The 14902-nt window shown below is 74.1% G+C and carries 2 protein-coding genes (1 of these 2 cut by a window edge); both read right to left on the bottom strand.

From position 1 onward, the window contains the following. On the bottom strand, window positions 1-1439 hold the 5' end (the start) of the coding sequence (locus ACFWGZ_RS06290; protein ID WP_382450403.1) for a non-ribosomal peptide synthase/polyketide synthase. It extends 18124 nt beyond the left edge of the window; 1439 of the gene's 19563 nt are visible here — the first part of the coding sequence; its start codon is at window positions 1437-1439; its stop codon lies beyond the left edge, outside the window. Beyond that, window positions 1436-14902 carry an amino acid adenylation domain-containing protein gene (locus tag ACFWGZ_RS06285; RefSeq protein WP_382450402.1) on the bottom strand — a complete coding sequence of 4489 codons (13467 nt, stop codon included), beginning with the start codon at window positions 14900-14902 and terminating at the stop codon, window positions 1436-1438. The genes ACFWGZ_RS06290 and ACFWGZ_RS06285 overlap by 4 nt, the downstream gene beginning before the upstream one ends.

Below are 14902 nucleotides of genomic sequence, written 5' to 3'. Positions count from 1 at the left end.
GCGGCCTCGTCCAGCGCGCCGTAGGTCAGTTCCGTCCCCTCGCTGACGACGGCGACGGCGTCGGGGGCGCGCCGGACCCGGGCCTCGAACAGCTCCGGGATGCTCGCGTCGACGCGCGCCACGTCCCCGGGGCCTTCGCCCCGGCGCCGGACGGCGGCGCGGTCCTCCTCGCCGAGCAGCGCGATGCGGCCGACCGGGACGTGCGCGAGCCGCGGGACCTGGGAGAGGAGCCGCAGCACCTGGTCGGCCAGCGCCTCCACGGTCCGGGTGTCCAGCGCGTCCGGCCGGTGGTCGAGGTGGAACCGCAGCGTGCGGCCCGGTCCGACGATGAACGTCAGCGGGTAGTGCGTGGCGTCGCCGCCGCGCGCCGCGACGGCGGTGACGGCGAGCCCGCCCTGCGCGGCGGACCCGCTGGACGGGTAGTTCTGGAACGCGTAGAGCGTGTCGAACAGCTCGCGGCCGCCCTGGCTGTCGGTGAGCCCGACGTGCTGGTGCGGCAGGAGCGCCGACTGCTCGGACTGCAGGCGCCGGAGCAGTTCGAGCAGCTCCTCGCGCGGGTTCGTCCGCACGCGCAGCGGCACGGTGTTGATGAACATGCCCACCATCGACTCGACGCCGTCGAGCTCCGGCGGCCGGCCGGACACCGTGCTGCCGGTGACGACATCGGCGCGTCCGGTGAAGCCGCCCAGCACCAGGCCCCAGACGCCCTGCACGACGGTGTTCAGCGTCAGCCCGTTCGACCGCGCCCACGCCACCAGCGCCGAGGTGTCCTCTTCGGACAGTGCGCGGTGCACCTGCTCGGGCAGCACGGCCTCCGGCGAGACGTCGGGCGCGACGAGCGTGGGCTCGCCGACGTCACCCAGCGCGTCCCGCCACGCCCGCAGCGCCGCGTCCCGGTCCTGCCGGCCGAGCCAGCGCAGGTAGTCGCCGAACGGCCGGGCCTTCGGCAGCGCCGCCTCCTGCCCGCACAGGGCCAGGAGCTCGCGCACCAGGACGGGCAGCGACCAGCCGTCCACGACGACGTGGTGGAACGTGAGGACCAGCCGGTGGCCGTCCCCGGTCGCGATCAGCAGGAACCGCAGCAGCGGTGGCGTGGCCAGGTCGAACCGGCGCAGCCGTTCCGCCTCGATCAGCTCCTCGGACTCGTCGGCCGTGGCCCGCACCTCCTGCCACGCCGCCGGGACCGAGCGCACGACGAGCTGCGCCAGTTCCCCGGACTTGCGCGGGCGGAAGCAGGCGCGCAGGCCGTCGTGGCGCTCCAGCAACGCCTGCGCGGCCCGGCGCAGCGCCGGCACGTCGACGGGGCCGGCGAGGTCGATCACGACTTGGCCGACGTAGAGGTCGGTGCCCTCGCCCGTGAGCCGGTGGTGGAACAGCAAGCCCTCCTGCAACGGCGAGAGCGGCAGGACGTCCTGCACCACTCGGGACTGTCGGCTCACGTCAACGTCTCCCATTCGTTCTCGAGCTCTGCCTCGAAGTCGTCGATCTCGTGGTCGAGGGACTGCCCGGCGCGGGCCACCAGGTCGGCGAGCGCGCCCAGCCAGTTCCCGGCGAGCGCCCGCACCTCCGCCTCGCCGAGCACCCCGGTCGCGTACGTCCAGGTGGCGACGAGCTCCGCGCCGTCCTCCCCCTGCCGGGCGGCGGCGTTGATCTCCAGCACGTGCGTCAGGGGCATGGCCGGGTCGTGCTCCGGCCCGGTGTCCACACCGGACACCACCGACCAGTCGGACTCCTCGGCCGCGAAGACCCGGCCCAGGTAGTTCAGGGTGATCTGCGGCCGGGCCAGCGGTGCCAGCACGGCGGCCGCGTCCGCGTCGAGGTGGCGCAGCACGCCGAACCCGATCCCGCGGTCCGGATGTGCCCGCACCTGCTCACCGGTCAGTGCCACCTGCGCGACGACGTCGGAGGCGAACTCCAGCCGCAGCGGGTGAACCGCGGTGAACCAGCCGACGGTGCGGGAGAGGTCCGCGCCGGGCACCAGTTCCTCTTCCCGGCCGTGCCGTTCGACGTCCACCAGCACCGTGCGGCCGACGGCCTGGGCGAGCGCGGCGAGCAGCAGTTCGTCCACCGCGGCACCGAACGTCGTCGGCACGGACGTCAGCAGCGCGTCGGTGAGGTGCGGTGGCAGCGTCACCGACACCTTGGCCGACTCGGCCCGCGTGTCGCCGTCCAGCGCGCGCGAGCCCAGCAGCGGCTCCGGTGCCAGGGTCTCGATCCAGCCCGGCAGCTCGGCCACGCGGTCCTGCGCGGCGAGGGCCTTCGCCCAGCCCCGCAGCGAGGTCGCGACCGGGGCGAGGTCCGGTGCCAGACCGGCCGCCACCGCGTGCCAGGCCTCGGCGAGGTCGGGCAGCAGCACCGTCCACGACACCGCGTCGACCACGAGGTGGTGCAGCACCAGCAGGAGCTGCCGCCGGTCCTCGAACCAGACCGCCTGCACCACCGCCCCCGCCCGCGGGTCGAGCCGGCGCCGCGCGGCGACGGCCTCGTCCCGGATTTCGGCACCGGACACCCGCCGCAGCTCCACGGCGGCACCGGGCGGATCGACGTGCAACGACCAGCCGCCGGTGGTGTCGAGCCGTGTCCGCAACGCGTCGTGGTGGTCGACCACGGCCTGCAACGCCTGGCGCAGCTGGTCCTCGGTGGCCTCGGCCGGCACGCGCACGAGGTGCGACTGGCTGAAGTGCCCGATCGGCCCGCCGCGGCCGGCGAACCGGTGCACGATCGGCAGCAGCGGCAGGTCCCCGGTCCCGGGCTCGTGCACCACCGCCTGCCGCGCGTCCTGCGCCACCGACGCCAGGGCGGCCACGGTCTGCTGCTCGAACACGTCGCGGACGGCGAACCGCAGACCCGCGCGGCGGGCCCTGCTCACCAGACCGATCGCCATGATGCTGTCGCCGCCGAGCGCGAAGAACCCGTCGTCGACGCCCACCCGCTCGACCCGCAGCACCTCGGCGAAGAGCGTGCAGAGCAACGCCTCGGCGTCGTCGCCGGCCTCGCGGAACCCGGCCGCGGCGAACTCCGGTGCCGGCAGCGCGGCGCGGTCGAGCTTGCCGTTCGGGGTGAGCGGCAACGCGTCCAGGACCACGAACGCGGCCGGGACGAGGTAGCCGGGCAGCGTGCGCGCGAGCCGTTCCCGCGAGGGTTCACCGCCCACGACGTAGGCGACGAGCCTGCCGTCGCGCACGACCACCGCGGCCTGCTCGACCTGCTCGCGCAGCACCGCCTCGACCTCGCCGGGCTCGATCCGGAACCCGCGCAGCTTCACCTGGTCGTCCGCGCGGCCGATGAACCGCAGTTCGCCGGACGCGGTCCAGCGGACCAGGTCTCCCGTGCGGTACATGCGGCCGTGCGGCGCGGCGACGAACCGTTCCGCGGTCAGGCCGGGCCTGCCGAGGTAGCCGCGCGCCAGCGACGGGCCGGACACGTACAGCTCCCCGGCCACGCCCGCGGGCACCGGCCGCAGGAACCGGTCCAGCACGTGCACGCCGGCGTTCGCGATCGGCCTGCCGATGGGCGGGATCTCCCGCCCGGTCAGCGGGGCGCTCGTCACGACGTTGACCGTGGTCTCGGTCGGGCCGTACGCGTTGATCGTCGTGCGCCCGCCGGACCAGCGCCGCGCCACCTCCTGCGAGACCGCTTCGCCGCCCACGACGAGCGTGGTGACGGGCAGGTCGGCGTCCTTGTCCAGGGCCGCCACCACCGACACCGGCAGCTTCGCGTAGGTGATCCGGTGCCGGGCGACGAAGTCCGCGAGGTCCGTGCGGTCCGGCAGCACCACCAGCGTCGCGCCGGTCGACCAGGCCGTCCACGTCTCCAGCACCGACACGTCGAAGCTGAACGAGGCGAACTGCAGCACCCGGCTCCCGGCGTCCACGCCGTGCTCGGCGGCGAGCGTCAGCAGGCTGCCGAAACCGCGGTGCGTCACGACGACGCCCTTGGGCCGCCCGGTCGTGCCGGAGGTGTAGATGACGTACGCGGGCTGGTCCAGTCCGATGTGGACTTCCGGTGCCGTGGCGGGGAACGGTCCGAGGTCCGGCAGCTCCCGCAGCACCAGCGCGGGCCCGGCGTCGGAGAGCATGAACTCGGTCCGCTCACGCGGGTGCTCCGGGTCGAGCGGCAGGTACGCCGCCCCCGCCCTGAGCACGCCGAGCATCGCGACGAACGCGTCCGCGGTGCGCCCGAACTCCAGTGCCACCAGCTGTTCCGCGCCGACGCCCCGGCCGATCAGCCAGTGCGCCAGCCGGTTCGCCCGCGCGTCGAGCTCGGCGTAGGTCAGGCAGACCCCGCCGCACTCGACCGCCACGTTCTCCCGGTGCCGCGGCGAGAAGAAGCCGGGCAACGGCAGCTCCGGCACGTCGGTGACGACCGGCAGGCTCGGGACGGCGGCCGCGGTGACCGCGGAGACCGCCTCGTCCGGCTCGGCCACCAGCCGCTCGAGCAAGCGGGCGAACAGCTCCACGACGGAGGCCGCCGTGTCGTGGTCGAACAGGTCGGTGCTGTAGACCAGTTCACCGTCGAGGTCGTCCGCGCGGACGTTGAACGTCAGGTCGAACTTCGCCGTGCCCAGGTCCAGGTCGTACCGCGTCACGTCGAGGCCGGGAAGCCCGCGCACGGCTTCCATCGCGGTGCGCCGGTCGGCGCCGTCGACGTTCAGCATCACCTGGAACAGCGGGTGCCGCGACAGCGACCGCTCCGGTGCCAGCGCGTCCACCAGCCGTTCGAACGGCACGTCCTGGTGCGCGAACGCGGCCAGGTCGGTCTCCCGCACCCGTGCCAGCAGCGCGCGGAACGTCGGGTCTCCGCTCAGGTCGGTGCGCAGCACCAGCGAGTTCACGAAGAACCCGATCAGGCCCTCCACGGCCTCGTCGGTGCGGCCGGCGACCGGCGTGCCGATCGGGACGTCCGTGCCGCCGTCCAGCCGTGACAGCAGCACGGCCAGCGCGGCCTGCAGGACCATGAACAGCGTGACGTCCTCGGTCCCGGCCAGCGCGGTGATCCCGTCGCGCACCCCGGCGGGCAGCGCGAACTCCACCCGGCCGCCCCGGTAGGACGGCACGGCGGGACGGGCCCGGTCCGCCGGCAGCGCCAGTTCGGCGGGCAGGCCGCGCACCGCGTCCGCCCAGAACGCGAGCTGGCGCGAGACCAGGCTCGCCGGGTCGTCCTGCGAGCCGAGCAGGTCCCGTTGCCACAGCGCGTAGTCCGCGTACTGCACCGGCAACGGCCGCCACTGCGGCGCGCCACCACTGCGATAGGCGCCGTACGCCTCGGTCAGCTCGCCCGCGAGCACCGGCAACGACCAGCCGTCGCCGGCGACGTGGTGCAGCAGGAGCAGCAGCACGTGACTGCCGGGGCCGGTGGTGAACACCGTGGCCCGCAGGGGGAGTTCGGCGGTGATGTCGAACGCGTACCGGGCGGCGGCGACGAGCTCCTCGTCCAGCCGCTCCCCGGTCACCTCCGCGACCCCGAGCACGGGCCGGGCGGAGGGCAGCACGACCTGGTGCGCGCCGTCGTCGTCCGCGACGAGCACGGTCCGCAGCGCCTCGTGCCGCCACACCACGTCGCCCAGAGCCAGCTCGAGCGCGGCCGGGTCGAGGTCGCCGGACAGCCGCAGCGCGGCCGCGATGTTGTAGCCGGGGTTCGGCCCGTGCAGTTCGTGCAGCACCCACAACCGTTGCTGCGCAGCGGACAGCGGAACGCGGTCCGGCCGTTCGCGCCGCACGATCGCCGTCCGTTCCGACGACTCCGACGGCAACGCGTCGTACAACGCGCTGACGGTCGTGTGCTCGAACAGGCTGCGGATCGGCACCTCGACGCCGAACACGGTCCGCAGCCGGCTCGCCAGCCTCGTGGCGAGCAGCGAATGCCCGCCCAGCGCGAAGAAGTCGTCCTCCACGCCGACCGACGGCACACCCAGCACCTCGGCGAACACCTGGCACAGCAACGCCTCGCGGGCGTCCCGCGGTGCGGCGGTGCCGGCCTTCACCTCCGGTGCGGGCAGTGCCCCGCGGTCCAGCTTCCCGTTGGCGCTCAACGGCAACGCGTCCAGCTCCACGACCACCGAGGGCACCATGTGGTCGGGCAGCACCTCGCGCAACCATTCGCGCGCCGGCGCCGTGCCCACGACGTAGCCGACGAGTCCGTCGCCCGCCTGCTTCACCGCGGCCTCGCGCACCGCGGGCGAGCGCAGCAACGCCGACTCGACCTCGCCCAGCTCGACCCGCTGACCGCGGATCTTGACCTGGTCGTCGGTGCGCCCCAGGTACTCCAGGTACCCGCCGGTGCTCCAGCGCGCGAGGTCGCCGGTCCGGTACATCCGGCCCCCGAACGGCGAGGCGACGAACCGTTCGGCGGTGAGCCCCGGCCGTCCCGAGTAGCCGCGGGCCAGCTGCGCGCCCGCGAGGTACAGCTCCCCCCGCACGCCCGGCGGCACCGGTTGCAGGTACCGGTCCAGCACGTGGACCTGGGTGTTCCACACCGGACGGCCGATCGGCACGGGAGCGAGACCGGTGTCCTCGGTGCACGGCCAGTACGTGACGTCGACCGACGCCTCCGTGGGGCCGTAGAGGTTGTGCAGCCCGCGGCCGAGCACACGGGCGAACTGCGCGCGCAGCTCGCCGGACAGCGCCTCACCGCTGCAGATCACCTGGCGCAGCCCGGTGCACGACGCGGCGGCCGGTTCCGCGAGGAACGCCTGCAGCATCGACGGCACGAAGTGGATCGTGGTGATCCGCTCCCGCCGGACGACCTCGGCGAGGTAGGCCGGGTCGCGGTGCCCGTCCGGCTTCGCGACGACGAGCACGGCACCGGTGATCAGCGGCCAGAAGAACTCCCACACCGACACGTCGAACCCGGCGGGCGTCTTCTGCAGCACGCGGTCCACGCTCGTGAGGCGGTACTCGTGCTGCATCCACGCGAGCCGGTTGACGATGCCGGAGTGCGGCACGACGACGCCCTTGGGCCGCCCCGTCGACCCGGACGTGTAGATCACGTACGCCGCGTTCTCCGGCAGCAGGTCGGACGTCACCGGGGAGTCGTCCTGCGCCATCAGCTCGTCGCGCACGGCCTGGCTGTCCAGCACCAGCGCGCCGTCCAGCGGCGCCGCGGCGGTCGTGACGACCAACGCCGGCCTGGCGTCGGCGAGCACGAACGCGTTGCGCTCGGCGGGGTGCGACGGGTCGATCGGCAGGTACGCCGCGCCCGCCTTGTGCACGGCGAGCAGCGCGACGACCAGTTCCAGCGACCGGGGCGCCGCGACGGCGACCACGGTGTCCGGGCCCGCGCCCCGCGAGACGAGCAGCCGGGCGAGCCGGTTGGCCCGGCGCTCCAGCTCCACGTAGCTCAGCGTCGTGTCGCCGCACACCAGCGCGGGTGCGCGCGGCGTGCGGCGGACCTGCGCCGAGAACTGGTCGGCGAGCGTGGTCCGCGGAACGCGGTGCGCGGTGGCGTTCCACGACTTCAGCAGCCGTGTGCGCTCACCGAGCGCGAGCACGTCCATCCGCGAGATCGGCACGTCCGGCGCGATGGCGTCGAGCACCCGCAGCAGGCGCTCGGTGAAGATCTGCGCGGTGACCCGGTCGTAGAGGTCCGTGCTGTAGAGCAGTGCTCCGCGCAGGCCGCCGTCCCGCTGCTCGCCGAAGCCGAAGAGCAGGTCGAACTTCGCCACACCGGCGTCGGTGACCTCGGGCGTGATCTTCGTGCCGAGCCGGTCGCCCAGCGCCGCCGCGATGCCGTCCTGGTCGGAGTTGTCGAACGTCAGCATCACCTGGAACAGCGGGTGCCGCGCCATCGCGCGCTCCGGCGCGACCACCTCGACCAGGCGCTCGAACGGCACGTCCTGGTGCGCGAACGCCGCGAGGTCGCCCTCCCGCACGCGCGCCACCAGCTCGGCGAACGTCGGGTCGCCGGACAGGTCGGTGCGCAGCACCAGCGAGTTCACGAAGAACCCGACGAGCCGTTCGACGCCCTCGTCCGTGCGGCCGGCGACCGGCGTGCCGATCGGGATGTCCGTCCCGCCGCTCAACCGGCCGAGCAGCACCGCGAGCGCGGCCTGCACGACCATGAACTCGGTGGCGTCGAGCGACCGCGCGAGGTCCGCGATCCGCGCCCGCACCGAGGCGGGCACGCTGAACTCGACCCGCCCGCCCCGGTAGGACGGCACCGCCGGGCGGGGCCGGTCGGCCGGGATCTCCAGCTCCGCCGGAATCCCGCGCAGCACCTCCGCCCAGTGGGCGACCTGGCGTGCGGCGAGGCTCTCCGGGTCGTCCTCCGACCCGAGCAGTTCCCGTTGCCACACCGCGTAGTCCGCGTACTGCGCGGGCAGCGGCGACCACTGCGGGGCCACTCCCGCGGCCCGCGCCTCGTAGGCCTTGGCGACGTCGTTCGCGAGCACGGGCAGCGACGCGCCGTCCCCGGCGACGTGGTGCAGCACGAACAGCAGCAGCTGCTCACCGCCCAGGTCGAACAGGTGGGTGCGCAGCACGACGTCGGCGGTCAGGTCGAACGGCACGGCGCAGGCCGCGGACACCAGTCCGGGCAGCTCGGCCTTCGTGGCCCGCACGAGGGAGAACGGCACGTCCGGTCCGTCGAGGACGACCTGGTGCGGTCCCCCGGAGTCCTCGCGCAGCACGGTGCGCAGCACCTCGTGGCGTCCGACGACGTCGCGGACCGCCTGGCCCAGCGCGTCCGGGTCCAGCGCGCCGGACACCCGCAGGGCGAACGACATCGTGTAGGTGTCGCTCGGTCCCTCCAGCCGGTCGAGGAACCAGAGCCGAAGCTGTGCGAACGACAGCGGCAGCCGGCCGGGCCGCGCGACCGAGCCGATGCGCGGCCGCGTCGTCCCGGCGCTCTCCCCCACCACGGCGGCGAGTCCCGCGACGGTCGGCGTCTTGAAGAGCTGGCGGATGGTCAGCTCCACGCCGAACACCGTGCGGAGCTTCGCCACCAGCGCGGTGCCGAGCAGCGAGTGCCCGCCGAGGTGGAAGAAGTTGTCGTCGACCCCCACCGAGGCGAGGCCGAGCACCTCCGCGAAGAGCCCGCAGAGGATCTCCTCCCGCGGGTCGCGCGGTCCGCGCCCCCGAGCGGAGGTGATCTCCGGCGCGGGCAATGCGGCCCGCTTCACCTTGCCGGACAGGTCGACCGGCAGTGCCACGAGGAACACGAACGCGCCGGGCACCATGTGCGCGGGCAGCAACGCCCCGAGGTGCGAGCGCAGGTCCGCCTCCGACGGCGGGGCGCCGTCCGCCACGACGTAGGCGACGAGCCGGCGTTCGCCCCGGTCCTCGCGCGCCACCACGACGCACTGCCGGACCCGCGGGTGCGTGCCGAGAGCGGCCTCGACCTCGCCCAGTTCGATCCGGAACCCGCGCAGCTTCACCTGGTCGTCGGCGCGGCCGAGGTACTCGAGCTCGCCGGAGCGGTCCCAGCGCACGACGTCACCGGTGCGGTAGAGCCTGCCCTCGCCGAACGAGTTCGCCACGAACCGTTCCGCGGTCAGCGCCGGCCGGCGCAGGTAGCCGCGCGCCAGCCCGTGCCCGGCGAGGTACAGCTCGCCGGGCACTCCCCGCGGCACCGGCACCAGCCGGTCGTCGAGCACGTGCACCCGCGTGTTGACCGACGGCGTGCCGATCGTCACCTCGCCCCCGGGCCGCAGCCTGCTCCAGGTCGCGTCGACGGTGTTCTCGGTGGGGCCGTAGGCGTTGAACATCGGGTGCGCGGCCGCCCAGCGGTCGACCAGGTCGGGGTTCGACGCCTCACCGGCGACGACCACCACGAGGCCCGCCGGCACGTCGTCCGGGGACATCACCGCGAGCGCGGCGGGCGGGATCGTGGCGTGCGTGATGGCGCGCTCGCGCAGGAAGCGGGCCAGCGGCTCGCCCGGCTCGCGTTCGTCCGCGGTGGGCACGACGAGTGTCGCGCCCGACAGCAGCGCCATGCAGATCTCGGAGACCGACGCGTCGAAGCCGATGGACGCGAACTGCAGCACGCGGCTGTCCGGGGTGACGCCGAAGCCCTCGATCTGCGTGGCGGCGAGGCTCGACAGGCCGACGTGCGAGACGACGACGCCCTTGGGCCTGCCCGTCGACCCGGACGTGTAGATCACGTACGCGGGATGTCGCGGATCGTGCCGGACTTCCGCGAGAGCGGGAGCCCCACCGCTCTCCGCGAGCCACTCGGGGGTGATCGTCAGCGCCGGTTCGGCGTCCTCCAGGATCGTGCTCACCCGGCCGGCCGGGGTGTCCTGGTCGATCGGCAGGTAGGCGGCACCGGTCTTGAGCACGCCCAGCACCGCCGCGACCAGGTCCGCGGACCTCGGCAGCGAGAGCGCGACCACGGTCTCCGGCCCGGCCCCTTCCGCGACGAGGCGGCCGGCGATCTCCGACGCCCGCGCGTCGAGTTCGGCGTAGGTGAGCGCCACGGCGCCGTGCTCGACGGCGATCCGTTCCGGACCGAGCCGGACCTGTTCGGCGAACAGGTCCGGCAGCGGCCGGACCGGCACGGCACGAGCCGTGTCGTTGCGCTCCTCGAGGATCAGCCTTCGCTCGGCCGGCAGCAGCACGTCGACGTCGCCGACGCGCCGGGAGGGGTCGGTGGTCACCGAACCGAGCACCTGGGACAGGCGGTCCACGAGGAGCAGAGCGGTCTCCGGGTCGAACAGGTCGGTGCTGATCCGGATTCCGCCGTTCATGCCGGCGGGGTCGCCGCCCGCCGTGAAGTTCTCGCCCAGGTCGATGGACAGGTCGAACTCCGCGCCGCCGGGGTCCGCGTCGAGCAGCGCGACCTCGAGGCCGGGCAGCGCGTTCAGCGCGTTGACACCGTCCTGGCGGAACGTGTTCTGGTAGCTCAGCATCACCTGGAACAGGGGGTGCCGGGCCAGCGAGCGGTCGGGTGCGAGCGCCTCGACGAGCTGTTCGAACGGCACGTCCTGGTGCGCGTACGCGGCCAGGTTCGTCTCCTGCACGCGGGCCAGCAGGTCGCGGAACTCCGGGTTGCCGGACGTGTCGGTGCGCAGGACGATCGTGTTGACGAACACGCCGACCAGGTCCTCGACGACGTCGGCGGTGCGGCCCGCGATCGGCGAGCCGATCGGGATGTCGGTGCCCGCGCCCAGCCGGGTGAGCAGCACGGCCATCGCCGCCTGCAGCACCATGAACACGCTGGTGCCCGTCTCCCTCGCGAGCGCGGTGATGCCGGCGTGCAGCGACGCGGGCAGGTCGAACTCGATGCGGCGGCCGCGGTGCGAGGCGACGGCGGGGCGCGGCCGGTCCGACGGCAGGGCGAGCTCGTCCGGGACGCCCGCGAGCGCCGTCTTCCAGAACGCGATCTGCTCGCTGACGACGCTGTCCGGGTCGCGGTCGGACCCGAGCACTTCGCGCTGCCACAGCGCGTAGTCCGCGTACTGCACCGGCAACGGCGCCCAGCCCGGTTCCGCGCCGGTGGACCGCGCCGCGTAGGCCGTGCTGAAGTCGCGGACGAGGCGGTCCATCGACCAGCCGTCGCCGGCGACGTGGTGCACGACGAGCAGCAGCACGTGCTCGGTCTCGTTCAGCACGAACAGGAACGCGCGCAGCGGTGTGTCGGCGGTCAGGTCGTACGGCGTCCGTGCGGCGGCGCGGGCCTGTTCCAGCACGGTGTCCTCAGTGGACTTGACGACCGGCAGGTCCGGAGCGAACGGCTCCAGCACGACCTGGGTCAGCTCGTCCCCGTCGTGCAGCACCGTGCGCAGCGCCTCGTGCCGGGCGACGACGTCGGCCAGCGCGGGCCGCACCGCCTCCCGGTCGAGCCGGCCGGACACCCGCAGCGCGGCGGGGATGTTGTACGTCGCGCCGCTCTCGTCGAGCCGGTCGAGGATCCACCAGCGGTGCTGCGCGAACGAGACGGGCAGCGGGTCGGGTCGTTCCCACGGCCCGGTGAGCCGCGGCACGGAGCTGGACTCGTCGCCCAGCGCCGCGGCGAGCGCGGCGACGGTCGGGGTCGCGAACAGCTGCCGCAGCGGCAGCTCCACGTCCACAGTGGACCTGATCCGGGTCACGAGCCCCGTCGCCAGCAGCGAGTGACCGCCGAGCTGGAAGAAGTCGTCGTCCACGCCGACGGCCGGCACCCCGAGGACCTCGGCGAACAGCGCGCAGAGCGCTTCCTCGTGCGGAGTGCTCGCGGCACGGCCGGCCGCCACCTCGACCGCGGGCACCGGCAGTGCCCGCCGGTCCAGCTTTCCGTTGCGGGTCAACGGCAGCGCGTCCATCTCGACCAGCGCCGAGGGCACCATGTGCTCCGGCAGCCTGGCGGTGAGCCACTCGCGCAGCCCTTCGGTGGCACCGACGACGTAGGCGACCAGGCGCTGGTCTCCCGGCCGGTCCTCGCGCACGACCACGGCGGCGGCGACCACGCCGGGATGCGCGACCAGCGCGGCCTCGACCTCGCCGAGCTCGATCCGGAAGCCGCGCAGCTTCACCTGGTCGTCGGCACGCCCGGCGAACTCGACGAGGCCGTCGGGCCGCCAGCGCGCCAGGTCACCGGTGCGGTACATCCGCGCGCCCTGCGGCCCGAACGGGTCGGCGACGAACCGTTCGGACGTGAGACCGGGCCGCTGCCAGTACCCGCGCGCCAGCACGGCGCCGGAGACGTACAGCTCACCCGTGACACCGATGGGCGCGGGCTGCAGCGCGGAGTCGAGCACGTACGCCCGCGTGTTCCAGAACGGCCGGCCGACCGGGACCGCGCCCTCGCCGGTCGGAGCGCCGGCGGGCAGGTGGAAGTCGAGGCAGTTGACCGTCGCCTCGGTCGGGCCGTAGGCGTTGCACACCACCACGTCCGGGTGCCGCTCCCGCCACGCGGCGAGCTTGTGGCCGGTCAGCGCCTCGCCGCCGATCACCAGCATCGACGTCGGGGAGGCGTTGCGCGGCAACGCCTCCAGCATCTCCAGGTGGCTCGGCGTGACCTTCATGAACGTCGGGTCCGCGCCGCGCACGCCGTCCTCGGTCAGGTCCGCGAGGCGCACCGCGCCCCCGGAGACCAGCGGCGTGTAGAGCGCGGTCACCGTGAGGTCGAAGGACAACGGCGAGTGCACCAGCGAGGACCCGCCCGCGGCCGGGTAGACCTCGCGGGCCCGCACCAGGTAGTCGCCGAGCGAGCGGTGCTCCACGACGACGCCCTTGGGCCTGCCCGTCGAACCGGACGTGTAGATCACGTAGGCCGCGTCCCCGCGCAGCGGCGGGTGGAGCTCCCCCTCGGCCGGCTCGGTCATCCCCGCCAGCACGTCCGGCGTCACGACCAGCACGGGCCGGGTGTCGTCGAGGACGAACCGCAGGCGCTCGGCCGGTTCGGCCGGCTCGACCGGCAGGTAGGCGGCACCCGACCGCAGCACGGCCAGCAACGTCACCACGGCGTCGATCGAGCGCGGCAGCACGACGGCGACGAACGTGCCCCGCCGGGCACCGCGCGCGACCATCCGCCGGGCCAGGCCGTCCACGCGCTCGCCGAGTTCGCGGTAGGTCAGGCGGTCGTCACCGCACACCAGCGCGAGGGCGTCGGGGGTGGCGGCGATCTGCTCGGCCAGCAGCTCGGGCAGCGTCGTCTCGCGCACCCGGCGCGCGGTGTCGTTCCACTCGACGAGCAACCGGTGCAGCTCGGCCGGGTCGAGCAGGCTGATCGCGCCGATCGGCGTGGCGGGCTCCGAGAGCACGCCGTCGAGGAAGCGCAGGAACCGGTCGCGGTGCTCGCGCACCTCGCCCGCGTGGTAGCGGCCGGGGTTGGCGTCGAAGTCGACCCGCATCCCGCCGGCGCCGTCCGGCGTGCCGTAGACGTGCGCGGAGATGTCCTTCACGCGACCGGTGGAGAGCTGCCGGGCCACGACCTCCTGCCCGGCGAAGGAGACGGACTGGTCGAACGTCACGAGGTTCACGACGGGCCCGGTGACCGGGCCGCCCAGCTCGGCCTGCAGCCGGTCGCCGGAGTAGCGCTGGTGCCGCACGGCTTCGGTGAGCTGCGCCGCGGCCTGGTCGACGAGCTGCTCGAACGTCGCGGTGGGCCGCACGACCAGCCGCACCGGCACCTCCCCCGCCAACATCGCCGGTGTCCGCAGCGCGAGAGGGGAGGTCCGCGCGGACACGGGGAGGCCGAGGACGATGTCGGTGCGGCCGGTCATGCGGTGCAGGTAGGCGGCGGTCGCCGCCACGAACGCGGTCGTCCAGCGGGTGCGGGCACCGGCGGCGACGTCGCGCATCAGCTCGGACTGGGCGTCGGAGAGCCAGGTCGTCAGCGTGAGGTCGCTGTGCCCGGCGGGGGCCTGCCGGTCGGACAGGCTGACCGGTTCCGCGTGGTGCGCGAACTGGTCGAGCCAGTAGGCCCGGTCGCGATCGTGCCGCGGGGAGTCCGCGTACCCCGCCGCCTCGGCCGTAAGGTCCGCGAGCGCGCCGAACCCGGCGGCGGGCACGTCCTCGCCGTCCACCAGCGCGGTGTAGACCTCGGCGATGCGGCGGCAGTGCAGGGTCTGACCCCACCCGTCGAGCACGGCGTGGTGGTAGCGGAAGTACAGCAGGGACCGCTCGGCTCCCAGGCGGATCAGGGCGTGCCCGAACAACGGGCCGGTGGCGAGGTCCACCGCGACCGAGAGGTCGCCGCGCATCCACTCGTCGGCGGCGGCGTCGGGGTCCTCCGCGTCGCCGAGGTCCACGAACCGCAGTTCCGGCACCTCGGTGAGCGGCACCTGGTACACGCCGTCCGCGTCCTCGGCGAACCGCACGCGCAGGGACTCGGTGTCCTCGACGGCGATCGCCACGGCCTTCGCGAGCGACGACGCCGAGATCGGCCCGTCGAGTCCGAAGTGGACACCGCAGTTGTACAACGGGCTCCCGGGCGCCTTCTGCTGAGCCAGCCACACGCCCAGCTGCGCATCGGTCAGGTTCAT

It is taken from the genome of Lentzea sp. NPDC060358 (genome assembly GCF_042725365.1).
GTDB lineage: Bacteria > Actinomycetota > Actinomycetes > Mycobacteriales > Pseudonocardiaceae > Lentzea.
This window is presented reverse-complemented; position numbering and strand designations above follow the sequence as displayed.

Coding starts and splice junctions, on each gene's coding strand:
- ACFWGZ_RS06285 (WP_382450402.1), bottom strand. CDS start 14,902: ATGAACCTGACCGATGCGCAGCTGGGCGTGTGGCTGGCTCAGCAGAAG.